This is a genomic window from Anabaena lutea FACHB-196, assembly GCF_014698305.1.
Taxonomy (GTDB): domain Bacteria; phylum Cyanobacteriota; class Cyanobacteriia; order Cyanobacteriales; family Nostocaceae; genus Anabaena; species Anabaena lutea.
Map to the genome: position 1 here is coordinate 184,917 of NZ_JACJST010000002.1, position 24,218 is coordinate 209,134.

At 39.9% G+C, this 24,218-nt stretch carries 21 protein-coding genes and 1 pseudogene; 8 read left to right on the top strand and 14 right to left on the bottom strand.

The genetic code is table 11. The annotated features are described in order from the left end of the window. Positions 1-74: 74 nt before the first annotated feature. Positions 75-887 carry an exosortase-dependent surface protein XDP2 gene (locus tag H6G59_RS03055; protein WP_190711696.1) on the bottom strand — a complete coding sequence of 271 codons (813 nt, stop codon included), beginning with the start codon at positions 885-887 and terminating at the stop codon, positions 75-77. Between the two features lie 421 nt (positions 888-1,308). Here H6G59_RS03055 and H6G59_RS03060 point away from each other — a divergent pair, with 421 nt between their 5' ends. Beyond that, positions 1,309-2,181, top strand: a complete 873-nt coding sequence (locus H6G59_RS03060; RefSeq protein ID WP_190711697.1) for a Cof-type HAD-IIB family hydrolase — start codon at positions 1,309-1,311, stop codon at positions 2,179-2,181. A gap of 152 nt (positions 2,182-2,333) precedes the next feature. Here H6G59_RS03060 and H6G59_RS03065 read toward each other — a convergent pair whose 3' ends face one another. Beyond that, on the bottom strand, positions 2,334-3,185 hold the full coding sequence (locus H6G59_RS03065; RefSeq protein ID WP_339327917.1) for a DALR anticodon-binding domain-containing protein: 852 nt from the start codon (positions 3,183-3,185) through the stop codon (positions 2,334-2,336). Positions 3,186-3,456: 271 nt separating this feature from the next. Here H6G59_RS03065 and H6G59_RS03070 point away from each other — a divergent pair, with 271 nt between their 5' ends. Continuing rightward, complete coding sequence (locus H6G59_RS03070) at positions 3,457-4,215, top strand: Crp/Fnr family transcriptional regulator (protein WP_127054735.1); 759 nt, start codon at positions 3,457-3,459, stop codon at positions 4,213-4,215. A 72-nt stretch (positions 4,216-4,287) separates the two neighbouring features. On the opposite strand, the pseudogene H6G59_RS03075 reads toward H6G59_RS03070, so the two are convergent. The 5 genes and pseudogenes from H6G59_RS03075 to H6G59_RS03095 all read right to left on the bottom strand — a co-directional run. Then, positions 4,288-4,884, bottom strand: a pseudogene (locus tag H6G59_RS03075) (substrate-binding domain-containing protein); the annotation flags it as partial. Positions 4,885-5,052: 168 nt separating this feature from the next. Further along, the gene (locus H6G59_RS03080; protein WP_190711699.1) at positions 5,053-6,465 is read right to left on the bottom strand and encodes an ABC transporter substrate-binding protein; all 1,413 of its coding nucleotides are present in this window, start codon (positions 6,463-6,465) and stop codon (positions 5,053-5,055) included. Between the two features lie 69 nt (positions 6,466-6,534). Continuing rightward, positions 6,535-7,569 carry a PstS family phosphate ABC transporter substrate-binding protein gene (locus H6G59_RS03085; RefSeq protein ID WP_190711700.1) on the bottom strand — a complete coding sequence of 345 codons (1,035 nt, stop codon included), beginning with the start codon at positions 7,567-7,569 and terminating at the stop codon, positions 6,535-6,537. A 27-nt stretch (positions 7,570-7,596) separates the two neighbouring features. After that, on the bottom strand, positions 7,597-8,973 hold the full coding sequence (locus H6G59_RS03090; protein WP_190711701.1) for a serine/threonine-protein kinase: 1,377 nt from the start codon (positions 8,971-8,973) through the stop codon (positions 7,597-7,599). Positions 8,974-9,069: 96 nt separating this feature from the next. Further along, on the bottom strand, positions 9,070-10,083 hold the full coding sequence (locus H6G59_RS03095; protein WP_190711702.1) for a LysR family transcriptional regulator: 1,014 nt from the start codon (positions 10,081-10,083) through the stop codon (positions 9,070-9,072). A gap of 239 nt (positions 10,084-10,322) precedes the next feature. Here H6G59_RS03095 and H6G59_RS03100 point away from each other — a divergent pair, with 239 nt between their 5' ends. From H6G59_RS03100 to H6G59_RS03115, 4 genes are all read left to right on the top strand, one after another. Beyond that, entirely contained in the window at positions 10,323-11,039 is a 717-nt protein-coding gene (locus H6G59_RS03100) for an NnrU family protein (RefSeq protein WP_190711703.1), read from the top strand. A 371-nt stretch (positions 11,040-11,410) separates the two neighbouring features. Further along, positions 11,411-11,797, top strand: coding sequence for a thioredoxin family protein (locus H6G59_RS03105; protein WP_071188574.1), 387 nt, complete (start codon positions 11,411-11,413; stop codon positions 11,795-11,797). A 279-nt stretch (positions 11,798-12,076) separates the two neighbouring features. Beyond that, the gene (locus tag H6G59_RS03110; protein WP_190711704.1) at positions 12,077-14,149 is read left to right on the top strand and encodes an NAD(P)H-quinone oxidoreductase subunit 5; all 2,073 of its coding nucleotides are present in this window, start codon (positions 12,077-12,079) and stop codon (positions 14,147-14,149) included. Between the two features lie 411 nt (positions 14,150-14,560). Beyond that, positions 14,561-14,806 carry a hypothetical protein gene (locus H6G59_RS03115; protein WP_190711705.1) on the top strand — a complete coding sequence of 82 codons (246 nt, stop codon included), beginning with the start codon at positions 14,561-14,563 and terminating at the stop codon, positions 14,804-14,806. Between the two features lie 437 nt (positions 14,807-15,243). Here H6G59_RS03115 and H6G59_RS03120 read toward each other — a convergent pair whose 3' ends face one another. Next, positions 15,244-15,810: a PEP-CTERM sorting domain-containing protein gene (locus tag H6G59_RS03120; protein ID WP_190711706.1), complete on the bottom strand. Its 567-nt coding sequence runs from the start codon at positions 15,808-15,810 to the stop codon at positions 15,244-15,246. A 294-nt stretch (positions 15,811-16,104) separates the two neighbouring features. Here H6G59_RS03120 and ndhD1 point away from each other — a divergent pair, with 294 nt between their 5' ends. Further along, positions 16,105-17,679, top strand: a complete 1,575-nt coding sequence (gene ndhD1, locus H6G59_RS03125) for a photosynthetic/respiratory NAD(P)H-quinone oxidoreductase subunit D1 (RefSeq protein ID WP_190711707.1) — start codon at positions 16,105-16,107, stop codon at positions 17,677-17,679. Positions 17,680-17,744: 65 nt separating this feature from the next. On the opposite strand, the gene H6G59_RS03130 is transcribed toward ndhD1, so the two are convergent. The 5 genes from H6G59_RS03130 to H6G59_RS03150 all read right to left on the bottom strand — a co-directional run bounded on the left by H6G59_RS03130 (position 17,745) and on the right by H6G59_RS03150 (position 21,239). Further along, positions 17,745-18,176, bottom strand: coding sequence for a DUF29 domain-containing protein (locus tag H6G59_RS03130; protein ID WP_190711708.1), 432 nt, complete (start codon positions 18,174-18,176; stop codon positions 17,745-17,747). Positions 18,177-18,193: 17 nt separating this feature from the next. Continuing rightward, complete coding sequence (locus H6G59_RS03135; RefSeq protein WP_190711709.1) at positions 18,194-18,412, bottom strand: hypothetical protein; 219 nt, start codon at positions 18,410-18,412, stop codon at positions 18,194-18,196. Positions 18,413-18,524: 112 nt separating this feature from the next. Further along, positions 18,525-19,223, bottom strand: a complete 699-nt coding sequence (locus H6G59_RS03140; RefSeq protein WP_190711710.1) for a Uma2 family endonuclease — start codon at positions 19,221-19,223, stop codon at positions 18,525-18,527. Between the two features lie 208 nt (positions 19,224-19,431). Continuing rightward, on the bottom strand, positions 19,432-19,701 hold the full coding sequence (locus H6G59_RS03145) for a lipopolysaccharide assembly protein LapA domain-containing protein (protein ID WP_190711711.1): 270 nt from the start codon (positions 19,699-19,701) through the stop codon (positions 19,432-19,434). A 110-nt stretch (positions 19,702-19,811) separates the two neighbouring features. After that, a complete protein-coding gene (locus H6G59_RS03150; RefSeq protein WP_190711712.1) occupies positions 19,812-21,239 on the bottom strand; it encodes a phosphoglucomutase/phosphomannomutase family protein in 1,428 nt (475 codons plus the stop codon). Between the two features lie 105 nt (positions 21,240-21,344). On the opposite strand from H6G59_RS03150, the gene H6G59_RS03155 reads away from it, so the two are divergent. Continuing rightward, the gene (locus tag H6G59_RS03155) at positions 21,345-22,199 is read left to right on the top strand and encodes a PD-(D/E)XK nuclease family protein (RefSeq protein WP_190711713.1); all 855 of its coding nucleotides are present in this window, start codon (positions 21,345-21,347) and stop codon (positions 22,197-22,199) included. Positions 22,200-22,541: 342 nt separating this feature from the next. Here the strand turns inward: H6G59_RS03155 and H6G59_RS03160 are convergent, their stop codons facing one another. Continuing rightward, positions 22,542-23,903, bottom strand: a complete 1,362-nt coding sequence (locus tag H6G59_RS03160) for a hypothetical protein (protein ID WP_190711714.1) — start codon at positions 23,901-23,903, stop codon at positions 22,542-22,544. Between the last annotated feature and the right edge of the window lie 315 nt (positions 23,904-24,218).

A 24,218-nucleotide genomic window follows, 5' to 3' on the forward strand; every position in this document is an offset into this window, starting at 1 on the left:
TTTTAATCATGCTACTGCTAACTGTATACAAATTGATAATTCACAAACATTCCTAAGCGTACTTTAGTACAATATTACTTAGCAGACTTCCAAGAAGAACCTTGCTTCGACTGACGACGGAGAAAAGATAGTGCAGCTACTGCGCCTAAACCAATCATTGCGTTAGGTTCAGGAGTAGTTTTTCTAGCAACTACTTTAAAATCAGGACCGTTGAAACTGGCATCAGCTGTTAATTTCAAACCTTTTAACTCTGTGACTCCTAACTGTGCTAAGGTGACTCCCCAAGAACCTACTTGTTGAGATCCATAAATTTCTTTTGTGTCTATGCTGAAGCCAGCAGAGTTTTGTTGACTAGCAGATAATTTTAAAGAATTACCGATTAAATTACCAGCAGCATCTAGAGCTTGAATTTCCAAGCTACTATTCATACCCCGTTCCCAGAAGTACAAGCTATCTAATCCTGAGTTATCTTCTTTGATTAAGCTATCGAAGAATACATTTATGTCAAATGTACCATTATCTTCAGTGTCAATGATGTTATTTAAGTTTTTGTTACCTAAGAATGCAGCAATTTCCGCCCCTGTTGGGTCTTCATTAGTTGCAGAAGGACCAGAAGCATTATCACCTTTATCCGTACTAGCTGCACCACTGTTCTGGATTCCAATAACTTTAGGTGCGTTGTAAATTATATCAGCACTTTTAACTAAGGAAAAATTACTGACTGTCTTACCATTCTGTGTAACGGACTGTAGCCAGATATCGGCCTTAGGGTCAGGATTATTGGGGGTAAAATTTGTGGTAAAACTTGCCGCTTGAGCAGAAGCAGCCATTGCTACAACTGAACTAATAACTAAACTAGCAGATATAAGTAGGTTTTGAGCTTTCATGGTATTTACCCTTTTTATCTATGAATTACTTGAACTGTGTTAATAAGACAGTCTGCTTTGCTGTTATCGCTTTTTTGTTTATATAACTATCTCAATATCCGTGTCTATACTTGTATCCTAGGCTTTACTGATTCTTTAAATTTGTCTAGTGTTAGAAACTTAAACCTAACAAGCTTTTAATGCCTAAACAGCCGAAGCTTCATCTGTATTTATACTTGCAAAACACATTGGATAAATATATTTTTTCAGTATAGATACGAGAAAAATCATTAAAAAAAGTCTTAACTATATTTTTTTTATAAATAAATATTATGTAAATAATATACTTTACGAAGTTAAGATTATACAATTCTTCCCATTACTCCCCAATTCCCAGATGAGCCTGTTAATCTCTTACTAGCACTTAAAAGCTGGGGAATTTATGCAGCAAGTATCTACCACTGATTTACTATCAACTAGCAATCTAGCTATAGTAGGAAAACAAATTAAATTACTAGTATTAGATATAGATGGTACAATTGCTGGACATTCTAATAACTTAAGTAAAACTGTCAAGCAAGCGATCGCAGCGGTGCAAGCAAAAGGCATTCAGGTAGCCCTAGCTACGGGGAGAATGTATTGTTCAGCTTTGCGGTTTCATCAAGAAATTCAATCTACCCTACCATTAGCAGCTTATCAAGGTGCTTGGATTCAAGAACCAAGTAACCAAAAAATTCATCGTCATTTACCTGTTTCTAGGGAAATTACCCAGCAATTACTAGATTACTTTGAACAGCCGCCATTGCGTTCTTTACTTTCTGTCCATTTCTACGTTAATGACAAACTTTATGTGCGGGAAATTACCAGAGAAACAGAAAGTTATGCGGTACGCTGCGGTGTCACCCCCATACCCGTGGGTGATTTGCGTCGAGTTTTAACTGATGAACCGACCAAGGTTTTAGCGTTGTGTGACGATGTAAATATTATCAATGAACTTTTGGGGAATTTACGCCTTCAATACACACCCACAGAGCTATATTTAACCACATCTGTTGCCACTTTTTTGGAAGCAGCCAACCCCTTTGTTAATAAAGGAACTGCTGTGCGCTACCTTGCAGAAGAACTGCTGGGATTAGAAAGAGATAATGTGATGACTATTGGCGATAATTTCAATGATGTGGAAATGCTTGAATATGCTGGAATTGGTGTGGCTATGGGTGACGCACCACCACCAGTGCAAGCGATCGCTAATTGGGTAGCTCCTAATGTAGAAGCAGATGGAGCAGCGGTAGCAATGGAAAAGTTTCTACTTTAAACATCAAAAAAGACACCGACGACTGGCCGTGTTTCGTCTCGGTGTCTTCTTTGGTTCGCTCCTCACACACCTGCTACTATAACCGAGGAGATTTATTGAGTCAATATCCGTAATCAAAATTTTTATTTAGCTTTGAGTAGAATTAATCAAATTTATAACTCTGGAGGTGCAAAAGCCCCCAATTTTGTCTCTAAAACAGACCTTAACACCAACTGAGTAGCCATCAACAATCCCAGTCTAGCTTGGGCTAATTCCCAGGAATTAATTTTCACTTCACCCCAAATCCGGCAATTACGCCAGAAACTATCAAAAGCTTGGCTCAACTTTAACCCTGCTTTTCCCCAGTTAACGGAACTACCTGCATCAGGATATACCAAATCATCTACCAATTTTAACAATTGTTGAATCAGACGAACTTCATCTGGTTGATTGAGACGCAATTTTTGCTCATCATCAAGCCACGGTATGGATTGCGCGGACTGGAAATCCCCCAGATTCAGGCTATTATCGACAAGTTCAATCAATCCCTCTCGGTGAGCTAATCGTAATAATGAACAGCACCGTGCATGGCTATATTGAATAGTAAATACTAATTTATCAGTATTTATGATTGAGCAATTATTTTCTATACTTTTTAATTCAGTATTTTTAACTGTAATACTGTGCAACCAATCTGCTAAGGTAAGATGAGTAAGTTCTACATAAATCCAAACAGGGGGAACTATTTTAACTTTGAAAATTTCGCCACAGTGAGCCGATAAATAAGCAACCATTTCGCTGGCAATTTCCATAGCTTGTGAATTATGAGACTTTGATAGCCGTAAAGCTAAACTGGAAATATACAAAATCTTTTCATCATCTCTACCTTGATATAGAGGAATTTTTCCATCTTCTATGCATAGAATTTCCATATAATTAGTAGAATCACTTAGAAAATTCATGAAATGGATATAGACTAAATGTTTAATTGATGTATACTTCTTAAAAAGTAGCCGTTGATGCACGTAGATCTTTGGGAAACTTTTGTGGATACGATCATTTTATCCTGTTCCATCCACCTTTAGATAGAAGTTAACTCTAGGTAAAGAAAAATGAGAGTAGGATAAAATTTCATGAATAATCGATGAATCATGAGTAAACTTTACTACCTTCATTGTACAGTAAGAAGTATAACAGAAGAGTAGATAGCAAATTTGCTTTCTACACTTTAGACGGCTGACGCTACTGGGCGTTAAGCCAACCCTGTTAACACAAAGACACTCCTTGCACCTTTTTATTACGTCTTTGTCTTCAGCCGAACGCTCTTTGTTACCTATGCAATCTCAATCTTCCTTTTCCGAAGCATCACGGCCTTTCTTAACTTGGCAACGCATTCTTGATTGGGCCCAAGAACACTACCGCTGCCGCACCTTCAGCAAAGATGAGCGTATTCCAGCTAGACCTGGATTGCTCTATTTAGTGCAAAGAGGGGCAATCCGCATGGTAGGAACAGCCCAAGTCAGTGCGACTGCCAGTCAACTAACATCTCGACGTATCAACAGAACCCCAGAAGAAGCCTTTTTGGGTTTTGTGGGAGCAGGGCAACCATTTGAAATCGTTGCTCAATCGCCCTTTACACTCCAGTCTTATGCCCACGTTGACCAAACTGCGGTGTTATGGATGTATTGGCATGATTTAGATAACTGGCCTCACTTCCGCCGTGAAGTCATGGATGCGTTTAGGTATCAACACCAGCGCAAACTCTTGTGGTTAAGTGCCTTGGGACAACGGCGCACAATTGATCGGCTCCTAGGATTTCTCACCTTGTTGATTGAGGAATACGGAGAGCCAGCAATGAGCGAAACAGATCCCGATGTAATTCGTGGTTATTGCCTACCCTTCCCCCTCACCCATGCCCAAATTGGGAGCGCGATTGGTTCAACTCGTGTCACAGTTACCCGCTTGATGGGTAAATTGCGTCAACGCGGCCTCATCCTCACCCAAGGGGATAATTTGATTTGCTTGCCAGCAGAATCGATTAATAGAGCCAACTAAAGCACAGTTAGAAGCCACATTCTGAGCATATAAGTTGGTAGCTGCTATTTTCAAAGCCATAACTAGCAGGAGTCAGCGGATTTTAACAAACCCAGCCTGGGTAATTAGTTCCTGTCCCTGCTCTGTTAAAAGTAAATTGGCGTAAGCAAAGCCTGCTTGCTCCTCGTTCTGACCGTTCTGTTTAACCACCACAAACAGATTTCGGGTAATCGGGTATTCCTCGGATTGAAAGGCCTTGATGTTCAATTTGTTCCGCTTATTAGGACATTCATTAGGGAAAATAAATGGTTCTTGGTAAGGAGCAATGTATTGCCCTGGCGTTCGCCCCAAAGGCAAGGGTTTAATGGAACATTGAGGAACAACCTCTGGGGCAGAAGCGTAATAGATGCCACCAGGACTATCAGCCAGCTTTTTTAAGGCTTGGGTGGTCGTAGAGACAAACTCGACTTGGGGACTGAAAGCTTGACCACCCAAAATGTCTTGGACAAAAAGTTCAACTGTACCGCCATCACTAATACGGCGTGAAAATGGCTTGATAGTCAGATTGGAACCACCGACTTGATTCCATTCATTGATCTTGCCTGTGTATATAGATCTCAATTGATCTACTGTCAATCCTGGGATATTCAGCTTGGGGTTGACTGCTACTGCTAATCCATCAATCGCTATTATGCGGAGACGCGGAAAAAATTAAGAATTCCCTGTTCCCTGTTTACGAATTACGAATTACGAATTACGAATTACGTTGGCGGTAGCCTGCCGGAGGCATTATTACGAATTACGAATTACGTTGGCGGTAGCCTGCCGGAGGCATTATTACGAATTATGAATTACGAATTATTTTAACTTGTCTCGGATAGGCTCAAAATCATACCCAGTCCGGGAGCGATTACCGGGAACAATTTTCACAAGTTGGACTGGGGCATTGCGATCGCCTGATTGTAAAAAGCGAATTGCTCCAGAAGCACCTGTAGCTGCAAAATCTGACGAAACTAAAGCTTGTTGAATTCCAGACCGGGTGGGATTAATTTCTAGTGCCGCAATAAACGCTTTTGTGGCATCATAGGCAAGGGCAGTACGCCAACTTACATCACCACTCCATAACTTGCGAGACGCTTGGGGAAAATCTGACTTGGCCTCACCATCAATATGCCACGGAACTGCTACTACTATTCCTTTTGCTTGTTCTCCACCAACTTCTAAAGTTTTGAGGCTATAAACATCATCGCCTCCCAGTAAAGTTAAGCGTTTCTGATTCATTTGAACTACTTGTAATGTTTTGTCCAAAGTTTCAGTATTCGCGGCTAACATCAACACTTCTGCTCCTTCCTGAATTGCCCGTTCTACACTTTTAGCGGCACTAAAATTACCCTGAGATAAATCAACCTCGCTAGATATTTGTCCACCTTCCAAAGCCAGAGAGGAAACAAACTCAGATTTTAAAGATTGGCTATAGTTACTTTGAGAATTGAAGAAAACGACAGCTTTCTTTTTCTGCAAGGTTTTGACCATGTAGTTAGCTAAGGTTCTCGCAGCCATAAAATCACTGGGAACCGTGCGAAAAACATAGCGGCTAAAGTTAGAGAGTTTTACTGAAGTGCTGGTAGGAGAAATAGCGACAAGTTCTCCTGAAGTATAAACAGCACCTGCTGCTAAAGTTGCATCACTTGTATTAGGACCAACTACACCTAATACTTCCGAATTTTTAACTAAATTGGCAGCAATTTGTTGAGATATTTCTGGATTATCATCGTCGTTAGCTATGCCTACTTTTAAGAGAACTCCCTTCATTCCCCCAGCAGCATTAATTTCATTTTGGGCTTGAGCAATACCCCGTAAAATTTCTAAAGCAGCATTGGGGTCAGTACCAATAGGTATAGATGCAACAATAGTATAACTTTTGCTATTTCCAATCCGGGCATTATTCAGATATATCAGTGCTTCTGGATCATTTGGTTTGAGTTTTAGGGACGCTGTTAAATCGGCAATTGCTTTGTCATAACTTTTGTTAGCTAAAGCCTCTATGCCGTCTTTTTTAGCTGAAGATATTTCTCCGGGAGTTAAGGATTTATCTCCAAAACTAATCCGTTCGCTAATTGATTTGTTACTATTATTGGTTTGATTTGAAGTGGTATTACTCCCAACATTAAACCCAGAACTATGAATAAACCACCAAATCCCCCCACCCACTAAACCTGTTGTCAATAGTAGAGATAAGACTAAAATTTTAATTTCATTTTTGTTTGACATAACTGAGTTTTAATAGGGTGGAATTTGCTATTTAATTGTTCTGACAAAATTCTGCTGGCTTAATTTAAATCACTTGATTCTGATAAATCCAGCCTTTTCAATCAGTTCTTGACCTTGAGGTGTTAGTAACCAATTTGCATAAGCTTCTCCAGCTTGTTGATCGGCTTGACTATTCTGTTTGACAATCACAAATAAATTGCGGGTTATTGGGTAATTGCCACTACGAAAATCTTGAGCATTCAACTGGTTACGCTTACCAGGACATTCAGATTGAGGTATTGGAGGTTGTTGGTATGGAGCAACTAATTGACTGCTTGTCCGCCCGATTGGGAGGGATTTAATTGTACATTGGGGGACAATCTCTGGAGCCGAAGCGTAGTAAATTCCACCTGGAGTAGTGGCTATTTTTCTAATAGCTTCTGTCGTTGTTCCAATGTAACTAACATTGCTACCAAATTGCTCTTTATTGAGGACATTTTCCACAAAAAATTCTACTGTTCCTCCTGCTTCTTTGCTACGAGATAAAGGTGTAATAGGTAGATTTAATCCACCTACCTGTTGCCAATTAGTAATTTTGCCAGTGTAAATATCTTTAATTTGGGCAACGCTTAAACCAGATACATTAAGTTTAGGGTGAACTGAGATGGCAATTCCATCAATTGCTACAGAAATTTCTTTGAGACTAAATCCTTTTTGTTGAGCTTGTGTATTTTCTTCTGCTTTGATTGAACGAGATGATTGAGAAAAAGCTAGTTGATTATCTATCAACATTTTAATACCAGTTCCTGAACCGGGTTTATCAAAAAGGGGTTGTGTGTATCGTAAAATAAACTGAGGGCAAATTGTTTGCAGTACTGAATCTACGTCTTTACGTATGGGAGACCAGGTGGTACTTCCACCATAGTTAAATGTGCCTTCAGGGATATTGGCTACATTACAACTAGGTGATGAATTCGGACTTTTCGATTTATCAACTAAGTTTTCAGAATTAGAACTATTAATTTTTGCCCAACGTTCCATTAAAAACCATAGTCCTCCAAAAATTAACCCACAGGTAATAATAAAAGATAAAAGCAGCCGAAGCGTTTCATTCTTGTGAGACATACGTGGCTTTCTTAAAGTTAATTGGTTCTAAAGTATGGAAGATAATAATTTATAAATAAGTTTAAATAAGGTTGTTATAGCGATAGTTATTAAAGCAGCAGCAACTGTAAAAATCAATATTTGCTGAATAGCAAGACCTCCCCGTAAGTAAGGGATGAAAAATATAATTGCCAAACTAATTGTGGGAATAATGAGCAGATCAAATTTTTCAATCCAGCGCTGAGTTTGACTAAAAATCAGACTTCCTAAAATCACAAAAGCAATAGCTAAAGTAATAATCGGATTTTTGACTAAACTAAAAAGAGCGATCGCTATTAATGCTCCCTCAAAACCGCTAAAAGCCGCCCCAGCTAATAGTTCCCAAGTTGCAAAAGCCGGTTGAACTGGTATTGGCCGCTGAGGTGGTTGTTGTATTGGTGGTAGAGGTGGTTGTGGTAATACTGTTGGCGGAACTGAGGGAGCAAAAAGGGCTTCCAATACTTCCTGCGCTGACTGAAAGCGTTGACTAGCAGCAGCCAGCAGCATTTTATCTAAAATATCAGCTAATCGGGGGCTAACGGTGATTTGAGAACGCCATTTCCACTGGTTGGTATAGGCATCAAATAGCTGATTTGCCTCTTGTCCTGTCATTAAAGTGAGGAGAGTAACCGCAAAAGCATATAAATCTGTAGATGGGAATACTTGACTTCCTGACATCTGTTCAGGTGGTGCAAATCCCATAGAATAGATGCCCGTGGAAGCAGCAGAACCAGAAGGGGAATTGGCAATTTGTTTAACTGCACCAAAATCTAACAAAAAGAGTTTACCATCCCGACGACGCATGATATTAGAGGGTTTAATGTCTCTGTGAATAATGCCTCTGTCGTGGATAAAAGTCAGTACTGGGAGAATTTCTCGGAGTATTTCTAGCACTTGGACTTCAGAAAAATTCCCATTTTGAATTAATTCTTCTTCCAGGTTTTGGCCATCAATATATTCTTGGACTAAATAAAAAAACTGGTTTGGCTGACTTGGTTGCAAGCTGGGAAGTGTGATAGTAAAAAAAGCAAATAGGTTAGGTATTTGCTTGTGTTCATTACCTATTTCTTCTAAAGTTTCTGCTTCTTGTGTAAATAGAGTTCTTGCCTTTTCTAAGGCTTCTTCTGTTAAATTACCACTTGGTTGAAATTGCTTAACTACACATTGACGCATTTTTGGTGTATCACGATCAATCGCTAGAAAAGCCGCGCCAAATCCTCCTTGTCCCAAAAGTTTAATTGGCAAATAGCGATCGCGTAAAATCAGTGGCATCCCACAGCTTGTACAGTATTTTTGCTGTGTAGTTTTTAAATTTGTAATATCATCTAAATCAGCAAAATGGTTTTTTGGGCGCGAACAATGTGGACGAGTGCAGTAAACTTCCATATTAGTTTTTAGTCATTAGTCATTAATCATTAGTCATTAGTACCGCTTTCTCGGATATCCTGCGGTACTAATGACTGTTAACCTTTGACAAAATGTTTAGTCTGCGTTAGATGAATTGAGCGTTACGGTATCTAATGTAGTTCCGAGTAGATCCTTTGGTGATAATTTTAACGTATCTTCATTCCATCCAGGAGTAGCAAACTGAGGTAAGATTTCCTGACTGAAGGCTTCTGCTGCTTTGGAACGATAACGATTGGGATTAACAATCAGCCACAGGGTTCGCTTGACAACTACACCTTCAATGGGCGTACGGTGTAGCACACCCATTTGCAATTCTTTAGCGATCGCAGAAGTAGAGACAAAGGCAGCCCCTAAACCAGATTGCACAGCATTTTTAATAGCTTCTATGGAATTTAGTTCCATTTCAAATTTAAAACGCCTGGTATCAATCTCACAGCGTGCTAACACCTGATCAATGACTTTGCGGATAGTAGATTGAGAATCGAGAGCAATGAATTGTAGTTTATATAGGTCTTCTTTTTGAATTGTTTCGAGTTTAGCAAAGGGATGGAATGTCGGTAAAATCAGCGCCAGTTCATCTTCTGCGTAAGGAACAATTTCTAAAGATTCTGCCAGTTCACCGGGAATCTCTCCACCGATGATCGCTAAATCTACTTGTCCATTAGCCACACTCCAAGCCGTGCGGCGGGTAGAGTGGACGTGCAATTGCACTGCCACATCTGGATACTTTTGTCGGAACATTCCAATCATGCGCGGCAAAAGATAAGTGCCGGTAGTTTGAGAAGCCCCGACAATTAAAGTACCGCCTTGGAGATTTTGTAAATCTTCAATCGCACGACAAGTTTCTTGGCACAGACTGAGGATTTTTTCACCGTAGCTCAGGAGTAGATGCCCTGCTTCGGTTAATTGGGCGCGTCGTCCTCCCCGATCAAATAAGGGGACATCCAGTTGGCGTTCCAGGTTTTGTACTTGCAAACTGACTGCTGGTTGGGAGACGTAAAGACTATCAGCGGCGCGTTTGAAGCTCCCTTCTGCGGCGATCGCTTTGAGAATGCGTAACTGATCTAAAGTGAAAGGAAGGTCAGACATAAGGCTCAACCCACAAACTTTGAAAGGAGCGATTTTGGCAATAAATCAAGGTGAACAGCAATAAGCCAGGCATGATTTATTACAACTTCAACTGAGAGGCTGGACTTGCAAAAGACATTACCACAACATCTTGGCTAAAGTCCTCTTGTGTATAATCTGTTAAAGGTTAAGATGCTTACCAATACTAGCTTCTTTCATTTTGAATTCTTTAATTTTTAATTTTGAATTGAGTTGTGTCTATGATGCCGAATCCTTGGTTTACCTCCAGTCATTTTGTCATGCTGGGGTTACAGTTAGCTTTTGCGATCGCGCACAGTGGCGGCGCGGCTTTGCGTCCTTGGGCAGAAAACTACATCGGACCGAGGTTTTATCGCATTTTATTTGCATTAATCAGCTTACCCTTGGCTGTCATCTTAATTGTTTACTTTTTTAATCATCGTTATGATGGCTGGCAACTTTGGCAAGTCCAAGGTATACCAGGAATACAACCACTCGTTTGGGTGCTGTCAGCGATTTCCTTTTTATTTTTATATCCTGCTACATTCAATCTACTAGAAATTGCGGCTATTCAAAAGCCCCAAGTTCATCTCTATGAGACAGGAATTATTCGTATTACCCGTCATCCCCAAATGGTGGGACAAGTCATTTGGTGTGTTGCCCATACTCTCTGGCTAGGAACTAGCTTTACACTTGTGACATCATTGGGTTTGGTGCTACACCACTTATTTGGGGTTTGGCATGGCGAGCGGCGCTTAAGCAACCGCTACGGAGAAGCCTTTGAAACAGTCAAACAGCGAACTTCAATTATTCCCTTTCAAGCTATTCTTGATGGTCGTCAATCTCTCCAATGGCAGGAATTTCTCCGCCCTGCCTATGTAGGGGTTAGTATTTTTGTGGCGTTGCTGTGGTGGTCACACCCGCTGTTATTCGTAGCAACTAGTAGGTTAGGATGGTAGTTTGAAGTGATCCCCAATCTAAACAGAAAATACCAATTTAATCCAAATTTGGACTTATCAATTACCACCAAATCAATGTAGGATGAATGTAAATACCTGTCTGTGAGATTTTCCTCAGTCGGTTTGAGATTTTAGATTGGTAGTTGCTGGTCAAGTTACTTTCCTGGGGAGGAAACGGCAATCAGGAGTTGAACAATAAAAAAAGCCACCGTGAATGTCGCGCTGGCTTTTTTGTCAGCAACATCTTAAATGCGCTTAAATTTGACCTAATTTACACCTAATTTTAGCGCTGATATCAGCCAAAGCTGACTTGCCAATCTCCCATACTGGTAGTTACTTTGATATAAAAACCTTATAAATCAAGAGGCGTCATGGTGTTGTCGGTTAGTGAGCGGACATTTACTCAAGAAGTTTTAGAATCTCCAATTCCGGTTTTAGTTAATTTTGAGGCTCCCTGGTGTGGCTTGTGTCGCATCATCCATCCCCTACTGTTGCAATTTCAAGCTCAATGCGGCGACGAAATTAAACTTGTTGGAGTTAACGCCGATCAAAATTTCAAGCTATCTACCACCTATAGACTTAAATCACTACCAACTTTACTGTTGATTGAAAAAGGCATAGTCCGACAACGCTTAGAAGGTTTTCGCAGTAGAGATGATTTACGTCTAGCTTTAGAAGAAATTAAACTCAACTACAGTAGTAGTCATAAAACTTACAATATTCCTAAAACAGCAGACTTGGAGTGCCGCACAGTTTGATAGAAGGCAAAAGAGGCAGAGGGGCGGGGCGCAGGGCGCAGAGGAGAAGAATTTTCCCCCTTGCTCCCTGCTCCCTACTCCCTTTCCTCTTACCATTTTCCAGTTCCCAAATCTAAAACCATGCTTAACACCCCACCTAAAGCTCATTAGGTGGGGTATTTTATCATCTAGGGTGTGTGTCACAATTATTAACAGTTCCGACCTGGATAGTTGCCTGTGGAAGAAACTTCTACACTACTATCCTAACTTAGTCAAGAATTTTAAAAGTAGGCGTCAGTGATGGAAGTAATCTATCAGTATGCCTGGCTGATTCCAGTATTCCCTCTTTTGGGAGCAATGCTGGTCGGTCTAGGATTAATCTCGTTAAATCAGGTGACAAACCGCCTGCGGCAGCTTAACGCTGTGGTAATTATCTCCCTGATGGGAGCAGCTATGGGGCTGTCGTTGGCCTTGCTGTGGAGTCAAATTCAAGGTCATGAGCCTTACCTCCGCACCCTGGAATGGGCATCAGCAGGCAATTTTCACCTGACAATGGGCTACACTATTGACCACCTGACAGCCTTAATGCTGGTGATTGTGACTACCGTAGCCTTCTTAGTCATGATTTACACTGATGGCTACATGGCGCATGACCCAGGTTATGTCCGGTTTTACGCCTATCTCAGCTTATTTGGTTCTTCAATGTTGGGTTTGGTGGTCAGTCCCAACCTGGTACAAATTTACATTTTCTGGGAATTGGTGGGGATGTGTTCCTACCTCCTGGTGGGATTTTGGTACGATCGCAAAGCAGCAGCAGATGCTTGTCAAAAAGCATTCGTTACTAACCGCGTTGGTGACTTTGGTTTATTGTTGGGCATTCTGGGGCTGTTCTGGGCGACAGGAAGCTTTGATTTCATGATTATGGGCGATCGCTTATCAGAACTGGTAGAAACTGGTTCTATTAGCAATTTCCTCGCCATCCTGTTTGCGATTTTAGTCTTCCTCGGTCCAGTTGCTAAATCTGCCCAATTCCCCCTCCATGTCTGGCTACCAGATGCAATGGAAGGCCCCACGCCCATTTCTGCCCTCATCCACGCGGCGACAATGGTGGCAGCGGGTGTATTCCTAATTGCGCGGATGTATCCAGTATTTGAACACGTTCCCGCAGCTATGAACGTGATTGCCTTTACTGGAGCATTTACCGCGTTTTTGGGCGCGACTATCGCTATTACCCAAAACGACATCAAAAAGGGACTGGCTTACTCCACCATTTCCCAACTCGGTTACATGGTGATGGCTATGGGAGTAGGCGCTTACTCTGCTGGATTATTTCACCTCATGACCCACGCCTATTTCAAGGCGATGCTATTCTTGGGTTCAGGTTCGGTAATTCACGGCATGGAAGGCGTTGTTGGTCATGATGCCGTATTAGCGCAGGATATGCGCTTAATGGGCGGACTGCGGAAGTATATGCCCGCAACTGGTATCACTTTCTTAATTGGTTGCTTGGCAATTTCCGGGGTTCCTCCCTTTGCTGGTTTTTGGTCAAAAGATGAAATTCTCGGTGCGGCTTTTGCGGCTAACCCCCTGTTGTGGTTCATTGGGTGGGTGACTGCCGGGATTACTGCTTTTTATATGTTTAGAATGTATTTCTCGACATTTGAAGGCAAATTCCGGGGTAATGATGAGAAAATCAAAACCCAACTCAAGAATGCGGCTGCTGAAAAATTAGGTGCTGTTGAACTAGCGCCTAACTTTGGCCCAGGGGCAATGAAAAAAGGCGAACTGGCAGCACATGACTCCCACGGACACCACAGCACTTCTCCCCATGAGTCTCCTTGGACGATGACTCTACCGTTGTTGGTGTTGGCTATTCCTTCAATGTTAATTGGTTTGATAGGTACTCCCTACGCCAATTATTTTGAGCAGTTCATCTATTCTCCTAACGAAAGTTTGGCAGAAGTCATGGAAAAAGCTGCGGAATTTGACCCCCATGAGTTTTACATTATGGCGGGTAGTTCTGTGGCTATTTCTGTGGTGGGGATTACTTTGGCGGTGCTGATGTATTTAGCCCGAAAAATTGACCCTGCTGCGATCGCTTCCAAAATCAAACCACTGTATGAATTATCTTTGAACAAGTGGTACTTTGACGATATTTATCATCGTGTGTTTGTGCTTGGTTTGCGTCGTGTCGCTAGACAAGTAATGGAAGTTGATTTCCGCGTTGTTGATGGTGCGGTTAATTTAACTGGCTTCTTTACTTTGGTTAGTGGTGAAGGTTTGAAATACCTGGAAAGCGGTCGAGTTCAATTCTATGCCTTAATCGTTTTTGGGGCTGTTTTGGGCTTGGTGATCGTTTTTGGTGTTACCTGATTTTAATGGGGGTGGGCGGTTTGTCCGCCCCTAGATTATTTTTTTTGCACGCAGAGGCGCAGAGTCGCAGAGTTTATGATACCCTACTGTCTGATAGCTAACGCCAAGCGCAAGCCATATCAGGATTTTCAGGATGAAGAAAAAAACTAATCTTAAAAGCCTGAAATATTCCCAGATCAATATTCATAAAAAATCCTCTTAATCCTCTAATCCTGGGTATCCTGATTCAGACAAAATAATTTATAATTAATTCCTATTAAAAAATAAATCATGTATGGTATTATCTATTTCTAAATCAGTTCGTCAACAAGTTATTAATGATGGGCATTGTTGGAGTTTTTATTTCGCGCAAAGACGTAAAATAAAAAAGTATCATAAATATTATATATAGGATAAATAGCAGAATAAATCATGAATGCTTACAAGACTTATATCACCATTGAAGACCCGAAGCAGGTAGTTTTATCTGATTTACCTTTTCAAGTTGGACAGCGTGTGGAGATTATTGTTTTAGCTGAAGATAACCCGCAGGATACAATTAGTAATAAATTGCGGAATTTATTTGATAAAACTCAGGCTATTCCTGGTGTGGAAGAGATTACAGATGAGGAAATAGCAGCAGAAATTGAAGCTTATCGGCGTGGGGGGTGTTTTTGAGTTAAGATTTTTATGTAAGGTATAAAAATATTTATTTTCAATTAATTTTCATCTACTATGCAATTAAGAAATCCATTAATTTATCTTCTATCGTCTGCGTCTGTCTGCGTTTATCTGCGTTCAATTATTCTTGATATATAAAAAATCCTATAAATCCTTTAATCCTGTTCGCGCAGCTTAGAGTATGGCTAACGCCACGCAAGCTATAGCCATGCTTCCTGATTCAGGCAAATAATCGGTTTTTGCGTCTCTTTTATGGAGAATTAATAGGCTTCTCGCATACATTTTATGGACTAGAAATAACAAATCAAACTCGGTTCTAGGCTAGAATTCTTAACACTGATGGGTTTTGCAGTTTTGAGATTTCCTATAAACCTTTGATTTGAATGTCGTAGCATAAAACCAACACAAGAGCCTATTTTTTTAGTTTACTTTTCTTAAGCTGGGTTCAGCTTTTTTCTATTCTTAGCAACTAACGCTCCCAAGGATAAACCTAATAAACCTAAGACACTACCTGGTTCGGGAACAGAAGTAACATCTGCCCGTGCTACCCCCTGGTAAGTTCCAAAACCAGCTGCTGTAAAATAAAGCGGTCCGAAATTGGGTTGGAAACTTAAAGGACTAGGATTTAGAAAGTCTAGAGACCCTCCGAATGGACCACCACCTGAACCGCCGAAGTTGACGAAACGATCGCTACCAATAGTTGCGATTTTTACAAGAACATTAGCCACCGGCGTTACAATATTTGCGTTTGTAAAGCTGTTTACGCCAAAATCAAAGGAAAAGTTGTAGTTTGTTAAAGAGGTCAGTGCGAAGGTTCCATCTCCAAGATCTCCGTCAAAGCTAAAGGTTCCTGATCCTACGATAGGAGCAGTTACGGTGCCATTAGGCGAATTATCAAATGTAAAATCAAAGGTGAGCGCTTGTGATTTGAGAGGTGAAGCACCAATCGCGGCTACAGCTACTATGCTTGAGGTTAGGGCAATAAAGATGTTTTTGTTCATTTTGGTGTGCTTGTAGTTCACTTCAAGTCAATGAATTTACTGATTTCCCCATTACTTTACCATTCTGTATATATTGTAACTATCAACTGATTGTGAATTTTCAATGAAGTTTTGTAGCAGGTATGTGACCTGATAACAAAACCAGACGCTGATGAAATAGAGGCTGAAAACTCTTGCTCGAAAATACCAATTTAATTAAATCAACCTAACAATGAAGGGAAAATTGCCAAAAAGCTGTTAGTTAATAACTAATGACTTTTTGCCAAACAAGATTTTAATTGCAGACTGATTGTGATGAATATAGCTAATTTCCCGTGGCTGACGACGATTATTTTGTTCCCAATAGCCGCGTCACTACTACTTCCTATCATCCCAGATAAAGACGGCAAAACGGTGCGCTGGTATTCCCTGATTGTCGGGTTGATAGATTTCGCACTGATTGTTTACGCTTTTTGTACTGGGTACGATTTCTCCAATCCCGATTTGCAACTGGTGGAGAGTTACCCCTGGGTTCCCCAATTGGGTTTGAATTGGTCAGTAGGGGCAGATGGCTTGTCTATGCCCCTAATTCTGTTGACTGGATTCATTACCACCTTGGCAGTTTTAGCAGCTTGGCCTGTCACCTTCAAGCCGAAATTATTTTTCTTCTTGATTTTGGCCATGTATGGTGGTCAAATCGCTGTGTTCGCAGTCCAGGATATGCTGTTATTCTTCCTGGTGTGGGAATTGGAACTTGTACCGATATACTTCCTGCTGTCGATTTGGGGAGGTAAAAAGCGCCAATATGCAGCGACTAAATTTATTTTATACACTGCTGGTGGGTCGCTATTTATTTTGCTGTCTTCCTTGACAATGGGATTTTATGGAGATACGGTGACTTTCGATATGCGATCGCTCGCATTGAAAGATTTTGGTCTAAACTTACAACTTTTACTGTACGCTGGCTTCCTGATTGCCTACGCTGTCAAGTTGCCCATCATTCCCCTCCATACCTGGCTACCAGATGCCCACGGTGAAGCTACAGCGCCCGTGCATATGTTACTAGCAGGTATTTTGTTGAAAATGGGTGGTTATGCCTTAATTCGCATGAATGCCCAAATGCTACCTGATGCCCACGCTTACGTTGCACCTGCGTTGGTGATTTTGGGGGTAGTAAATATCATCTACGCTGCGTTAACTTCCTTTGCCCAGAGGAACTTAAAACGGAAAATTGCCTATTCTTCAATTTCTCACATGGGCTTTGTTCTCATTGGTATTGCCTCTTTCACCGATTTGGGTTTGAGTGGGGCAGTTTTACAAATGGTTTCTCACGGATTAATTGGGGCGAGTTTGTTCTTTTTAGTCGGTGCAACTTATGACCGCACACACACCTTAATGTTAGATGAAATGGGTGGTGTTGGTAAAAAAATGCGGAAGATTTTCGCTATGTTTACAACTTGTTCAATGGCATCTTTAGCATTGCCAGGAATGAGTGGTTTTGTAGCGGAATTAATGGTGTTTGTGGGCTTTGCTACTAGCGATGCTTATAACCCAACATTCAAAGTCATCGTCATTTTCTTGATGGCAGTTGGTGTGATTTTAACGCCAATTTATCTACTTTCAATGTTGCGAGAAATTTTCTACGGACAAGAAAACGAAGAATTAGTTTCTCACCAAGCTTTGATTGATGCTGAACCCCGTGAAGTATTTATCATTGCTTGTTTGTTGATTCCAATTATCGGCATTGGTTTTTATCCCAAGTTGCTAACTCAAATGTACGACGCTACAACTGTACAATTGACTGCAAGATTGCGTGATTCTGTACCAACTTTAACGGCTGATAAAGCGGTGGAAACTGTTTCTTTAAGTGCGCCAATAATTGGTAATTAATTCGTAATTACAACTACGAGTTATGATGAGGGTGGGTTTGATACCTGCCCTTTTTTCAGCCTTTTTTATTCTGGTAGCCAATCTTCATCTAAAACTAACTCTAAATCATAAAGACATTCTTCTGGAAACACAGAAATTATTAATCCTGTTTGTTTAGCTGCTTGACGACGTGCCTTTTGATAGCTTTCTTCAAGTTGTTCTTGAGGATAATTTTTAAGACTGGGACTATCTTTAATAGTTAATTCAATTTGAGTACGAGCATCTGTGATAGAATCTAACCAACTGTCTGAATGTCGTTGAGGTTGATATTGCCATTTGAGCAAGTGTAAAAGTAAGCGAATTAATTGACTAGAAATTGCTCTCTTTTCACTTTTGCCCAAGTCAGAAATCTCCTCAATTAAATGTTCTTTATCTATTTCTTGCCAGCGATTTTCTAGTAATAGTTTTGCGGTTTCTTCAACCCACATATTGAAATCGGTTTGATAGGTTAAGTCCATAAATTCAGTTTACCTCATTAAAGGTTTTTGGAATCTAATTCTAAAGTTTTACCTGCTTGATCTTCTGCTAATGCTGCTGCTGCAAGTTGAGCAAGTACATCATGAGATTTTGCAAATGCTTGATCCCATTGGCTTTCGTCTTCTATTTCTTCGAGGATGAGTAAGGCAATTCTATCTTGTTCGGTTTCAGGAAGTTGTTTTATTTGTGCAATAGCTTGTTCAAGTAAATTAGTCATTATTTTTCACCATTAATCATTATCTATTTTACTGTATATGGAACAGCCATAAAATCAATTAAGAGTCTAAAAACAATAGTCGGTTAAAACCGACTATTTTTGTTTTTTATTATCACTCTATTTCATCAGGATTCACACCTAAAGCCTTTAATTTTTCAGCTAAAAGTTGCGTTTTTTTCCTTTCTGCGGCTAAAGCTGTTTCTGCTTGTTCAGCACGTTGTTTTTCCTGTTCCAGAAGTTGGGAAATTTCCAGATATGAAGAAAACTTATTCCCATCAGGACGATAAATTTGTAATTCTTCCCCCGATAAATCAAATTTAATTCCTAACCTGGGACTAACCCAATTGTCCATTTCTGAAATGACATCTAAACCATCTTCCGTTCTTAACCATCCTCTCAACTGATTATTTTGAGGATTATAAATATAATATTCTTCTACTCCATATCTTTCATAAAATATTAATTTCCTCTCCATTTCGGTTTGAGAATTGCTAGGAGAAAGAATTTCAAAAACTACCTGGGGTGCAATATTATTTTCTTGCCATTGTAAATAAGAACCGCGTTTACCTTTTGGTCGTCCAAATACAACCATAATATCTGGTGCATTGAATATATAATTTTTCCCTTCAATGGGATACCAAAATAAATCACCAGCAACAAAAACATCAGGGTTATCTGCAAATAACCAATCTAAATTTTGTTGAATAACTAATATCCAACGAAACTGTTCTGTATTATTAGCCATTGGTTGTCCATCATTGTCTGGGTAGATGACCTCTGATGTATTTAGGGGTAGAGGTTGAGTAACCATAACTTTAAATTAGTTAGTTGTTTACTTTACTAAAATCTTAGCACTCAAGAATAGATACCCTAATTCTTAATAAAAACCAGAGAATAAATTCCCTGTCTAAAAGCCAAATTCGGTTAAAACCGCCTCACAAAAAAACTTTTTTCTTCCTCTTTGCGTCTTTGCGTCTACCCTACGGGATCTCCTGACGGAGATTGCGTGAGAAAAACCCCTAAAAATCCTCATCATCAATAAAAAACTCCGCCTCCTCATCAACCCTAGATTTCGACGCGCCCAACGCCCAAAAAGGCTGCAAAACCGCCACACCTAACAAACCCACAGCAACAGAAAAAGCCAACACTAACCCAAAAGGAATTTGAATTGATTGAAAAACCAAAAACCGTAAAGATACAGGCGTAGCATTCTGCACCGAAATAAGTGCGATCGCAATCACCCAAACAGCTATAACTATAGATATTAATAAATTCACAAAACTTTTCATAACTTAATAAATAATTCCCCCTCTACACAAACGAAGAGGGGTAATAGTGGAGATTTTCAACCAGAAAAGCAAGAGAGAAAAAACCTTCTGCCTTCTGCCTCCTGCCTTCTTTATCCTAACTTAGCAATTTCACTCTCCATAAATTGAGCAATCTGACTAAGTTTTTCTGGCGAGTTAGTTTCCATATACACCCTCACCAAAGGTTCTGTACCAGAAGGACGCAGCAACACCCAGCTACCCTCTTCTAAATACAATTTAATCCCATCCTTCCGTCCAACTTCCTTCACCTTAATTCCCGCCACTACTGAAGGCGGATTTTTGGTGTAAGAGTCAATTACAGCATTTTTGTGAGACTCGGTCAGGTGTAAATCCAAGCGATTGTTATACAAAGGACCATCAGCTTCTGCGATCGCTTCCTGAACCAACTGACTCAGCGGCTTACCCTCATAAGCAATCGCCTCAGCCACCAGCATATCGGCAAGAACGCCATCCTTTTCAGGAATATGACCAATGATACTCAAACCACCCGATTCTTCCCCACCAATCAAAACAGCGGTTTCCCGCATCTTCTCCCCGATGTATTTAAAACCAACAGCAGTTTCATAAATTTGCAGACCATACTTAGCTGCAAAATTATCTAACAAGTGAGTAGTTGCCACCGTCCGCACAATCGCGCCACTTTTACCCTTGTTTTTTATCAAATGCCGTGCTAGAACTAACAGCACTGTATTGGGAGTGAGGACATTACCTTGTTCATCGACAATACCAAAGCGATCGCTATCGCCATCTGTCGCCAGACCTAAATCAGCCTTATCAGCACGGACAGCATCCACCAACTCAACTAATTGTTCCCCTTTCGGTTCCGGCATACCGCCACCAAAAAGTACATCCCGCCAATCGTGGAAACTTTCTAACTGGCAACCACATTGTTGCAAAACTTCATCTAAATAACCGCGAGAGGTAGAATAAAGGGCATCATACTTGACCTTTAAATTCGCGCTTTTGATTTTTTCTACATCCAGTAAAGTGTAGATAAAATTCAAATAATCGGGCTTCGGATCAAAAGTAGAAATTGAACCTGATGGATTACTTCCGGGCAACTCATCAGATGCACTTTCTATATTTGCCACAATATTATCAGTAATTTCTGGAGTGGCAGGCCCCGCATAATCGGGGATATATTTAATCCCACAATAAGGTGCAGGATTATGACTAGCAGTAAACATCAAAGCCCCTGCGGAATTCAAGTGACGGGCATTGTAGGCAATTACAGGAGTCGGACAATCCCGATCTGTAATTTTCACATTCCACCCTAAATCAGCCAACACTGCGGCAGATGTCCGGGCAAATTCATCAGCCAAAAACCTTGTATCGTAGGCGATTAAAACTGGTCTATCTTTACTGTAGGCAGTTTCCAGGTAACTAGCTATCGCCCTGGTGACTTTCCGCACATTGGGGAAAGTAAAATCATCAGCAATAATGCCGCGCCAACCATCAGTACCAAATTTTATTTTGCTGGAATTGCTACTATTGCTCATTTTGCCACTCTCTCCCCTGCATCATCTTTACTATTAGGAAGCATCCCGCAAAGCGTGTGTAGCCGCAAGTATCCCCACCGTATTTTCTCTCACTCTACCTGAGCAATGTCAACCCCCGATAGACCTTTTGCCAGTTATCACCTTTGGTCTTTAGTTGCCCCAGCGACAGGGCAAGAACGTTGGCATTGCCAAATGAGGCGAGGATTTATTAAAGCGAGACAACACGAACCACAGGTGAAAACCTTGTTAGCGCAAGCTACTCCACCCCAGCGCATTGGTATACTTGCCCAAAAAGGTGTTTATGAGTTTCATCATCATCGGCATTTATTAACTCAATCTGATGGAGTAGAAAAAGTAGCCCAGTTACTAAAATTAAGCAATTTCACTTTTCAAGTGAAGCAACGGGTACTACAAATTTTGCAAAAATATCAAAATTCGCCCTTGCTTTTGGGTAAAAGGATTGTTCAATTAACCCCAGGTGATGAAGGATTTCCTAAACCGATTGTGATTGAACAGGAAAACTATTGTTTTCGATTATATGCAGCTATGGATTGTGTATTTATCGAGTCTGATAGTACCTTACATATTTTAGATTTTAAAACTGGTAAATCGGCTTTTGACCGAAGACAAGCATTAGTTTATTTATTAGCAGCACGTTATCTTTATCCAGGAAAAACGGCTGTAGCATCTTTTTATAATTTGGAAGTTTGTCAAAAATCGGAGTTAATTACTCTTAATAACGATGAATTAGCATCTCTTGAATTTGAGTTAGCTAATATAGCCCACCAACATCAACTTGATTTACAAAAATATCAAACAGAAAGCAGTGATTTTAGTAAAATATTTCCACCAAATCCCGGCAATCACTGCCGATTTTGTCCATTTAACTCAATTTGCGAATTTTCCGATTTTAAGCTGGCAAAATCACACGCCATGCCAATTACTAAAAATCGCAGTTAATTACAGCAGAATTCAGGAGTCAGGAGTCAGGAGTAAAACTGGCGAATGTGTCTAGGTTTCAATTTAGATTCTGTACCTCATTGATCTGCAATCTGCTGTATCAGAAAAATACACTGAATAAAAAATTAAAATTAATTATAAATTAAAAACAGTTTCAGGCGAGGATCTAAACAAGGACACTAGCTTTCTTAAAGTAGGAGAACGCAAGCTAAGTATAGAATAAGCTATATTAAACCCTTTAACTGTTGATACAGCAGATATCAGGTTGCAAAAGATACAAAATTTAATAACAAAGCCATATAAAAAGAGAATTTCAACTCTGTTCCCTATTCCCTGCTGCAATTAACAGAATTGCTTAAAAAAGGATAAATCAATATTACCAAAATGAATACTCATCGCAATATTCAATTGTTCTAAAGTGCCAACAAACCAACCAATACCATCGGTAGTAGCCGATTCATAGTGGTTAAACAAAATTGCAAATCTTTTTTCTAAAAATGGTTTGACTTTACGACAAATAAGTACCACTTTTAGCAGCAAGCCAATGGTGGATAACGTACCTTGATTACTGATCAAATCTAAAAAGATTGAATGTTGCGGGTATGCTTGGCTATTGACAACTAAAAAGTTTAGTAAGTGACTGCAAGTTCTGACGATCAAAAAATCAGTGAGATTTTGATCATCAGCTTGCGGTAATGTATTTTGTAAATGAGAGTATAAGCGTTGATTAAATTGACGTTTGCCATATTGTCCATCAACAGATGATATTAAATATTCATATAAATCATCTTTAAAACTATGGAATTTGGCAGTTTGACTGCTATGGGTTAAAAATTTTTGTGCTTTTTCTTGATAAGTGCAGTCACCTTCCGCATTACCAATAAATTGCTTTAAGGTGCTATACAGATCACTATCACTCAACAATGTAGGATTATTAATCGGGCGTAAAATTCGATTTGCCTCAAATGGCGAAACTTTTGTAATAATATTAACTTGACGTATTTTATACGTTACATATTGTGATAAATCAATTTCAAATTTTTTCTGCACCTGTTGCTGAAAGTGTATAATCGTTTCTTTTTGTTCCAAAGTAGCGTTTTCGCTAATTAAACAATGTTCATATAAGTAGGGATAGCGCCGAATCAAACTCATTAAGGGCTGGCTATTTTTGTTACTATCCCATTTAGGGGTTTGATTAACTATTTGCGTAAAGCGACGTAAAATTACATACTGGTCACTTTCCGAAAAAATTTGCACCAGTTCACGCAAGCGCCTAATTTCTCGCAAGCGAAAACTACCTACTCCTAACCTATTGGGAGGAGAATCAAACAATTCGATTAATTCCGCAATAGCATGGTGCAGTTGCGGTTGCATATACCAGCGATTAATTAAAATATGGCAACAACGGTTGAGGAAAAATTTAAAATCCTCTATTGCTGTTTTAGATCCTGTAATTTTGTCTAAAATTGAGATAATTTCTGGTTCAGGATAATTCGCACGTTCAATGAATAGACAGCGAAAGCGCTCAATCATTTGGCTGGGAGATTCCATTTGCACCAAATGAAGTAAATGTTGATATATTAGCTGTTCTTCTTGATAGCAGTCATGATAGTTGTGAAGATACTCCAGTCTACCACCTGGCAATTTGGCTGAAGGTGTTTGCTCCACAGTTGTTTCAGATTCAGAACTAATCCAATTGTTCACCTGTTTTTACCGTTTACAAACGTCCTTAAGTTAGTTTTCATACTTTAAACTTTCCTTGTCAACCGTATAAATTCGGTTTTAATAATGATTAACTGACTTTCTTCTCAATATTTTTAGGGAAGAATCTTATATGAATATCTTACAGTAAATACCGAAAAATTACTTAGTAGTTAAATAAAGTGAACATGAATATCCCCCGCCAGAGAGTAAAATTTTGATTAAGACAGGTAGGGAAATTGGGGCAAGGGGGAGTTTGGGGCAAATTCACAAATGCTTTTACCTAATCCCTCATTGCAAACTACAAGTTCCCAATAC

Bases quoted from the DNA above. Each gene is read 5' to 3' on its own strand.
- H6G59_RS03155 (WP_190711713.1), top strand. From the start codon at position 21,345: ATGTCAACCCCCGATAGACCTTTTGCCAGTTATCACCTTTGGTCTTTA.
- H6G59_RS03080 (WP_190711699.1), bottom strand. From the start codon at position 6,465: ATGTCAAACAAAAATGAAATTAAAATTTTAGTCTTATCTCTACTATTG.
- H6G59_RS03135 (WP_190711709.1), bottom strand. From the start codon at position 18,412: ATGACTAATTTACTTGAACAAGCTATTGCACAAATAAAACAACTTCCT.
- H6G59_RS03140 (WP_190711710.1), bottom strand. From the start codon at position 19,223: ATGGTTACTCAACCTCTACCCCTAAATACATCAGAGGTCATCTACCCA.
- H6G59_RS03100 (WP_190711703.1), top strand. From the start codon at position 10,323: ATGATGCCGAATCCTTGGTTTACCTCCAGTCATTTTGTCATGCTGGGG.
- H6G59_RS03095 (WP_190711702.1), bottom strand. From the start codon at position 10,083: ATGTCTGACCTTCCTTTCACTTTAGATCAGTTACGCATTCTCAAAGCG.
- H6G59_RS03090 (WP_190711701.1), bottom strand. From the start codon at position 8,973: ATGGAAGTTTACTGCACTCGTCCACATTGTTCGCGCCCAAAAAACCAT.
- H6G59_RS03055 (WP_190711696.1), bottom strand. From the start codon at position 887: ATGAAAGCTCAAAACCTACTTATATCTGCTAGTTTAGTTATTAGTTCA.
- H6G59_RS03085 (WP_190711700.1), bottom strand. From the start codon at position 7,569: ATGTCTCACAAGAATGAAACGCTTCGGCTGCTTTTATCTTTTATTATT.
- H6G59_RS03130 (WP_190711708.1), bottom strand. From the start codon at position 18,176: ATGGACTTAACCTATCAAACCGATTTCAATATGTGGGTTGAAGAAACC.
- H6G59_RS03120 (WP_190711706.1), bottom strand. From the start codon at position 15,810: ATGAACAAAAACATCTTTATTGCCCTAACCTCAAGCATAGTAGCTGTA.
- H6G59_RS03105 (WP_071188574.1), top strand. From the start codon at position 11,411: ATGGTGTTGTCGGTTAGTGAGCGGACATTTACTCAAGAAGTTTTAGAA.
- H6G59_RS03110 (WP_190711704.1), top strand. From the start codon at position 12,077: ATGGAAGTAATCTATCAGTATGCCTGGCTGATTCCAGTATTCCCTCTT.
- H6G59_RS03060 (WP_190711697.1), top strand. From the start codon at position 1,309: ATGCAGCAAGTATCTACCACTGATTTACTATCAACTAGCAATCTAGCT.
- H6G59_RS03150 (WP_190711712.1), bottom strand. From the start codon at position 21,239: ATGAGCAATAGTAGCAATTCCAGCAAAATAAAATTTGGTACTGATGGT.
- H6G59_RS03115 (WP_190711705.1), top strand. From the start codon at position 14,561: ATGAATGCTTACAAGACTTATATCACCATTGAAGACCCGAAGCAGGTA.
- H6G59_RS03145 (WP_190711711.1), bottom strand. From the start codon at position 19,701: ATGAAAAGTTTTGTGAATTTATTAATATCTATAGTTATAGCTGTTTGG.
- ndhD1 (WP_190711707.1), top strand. From the start codon at position 16,105: ATGAATATAGCTAATTTCCCGTGGCTGACGACGATTATTTTGTTCCCA.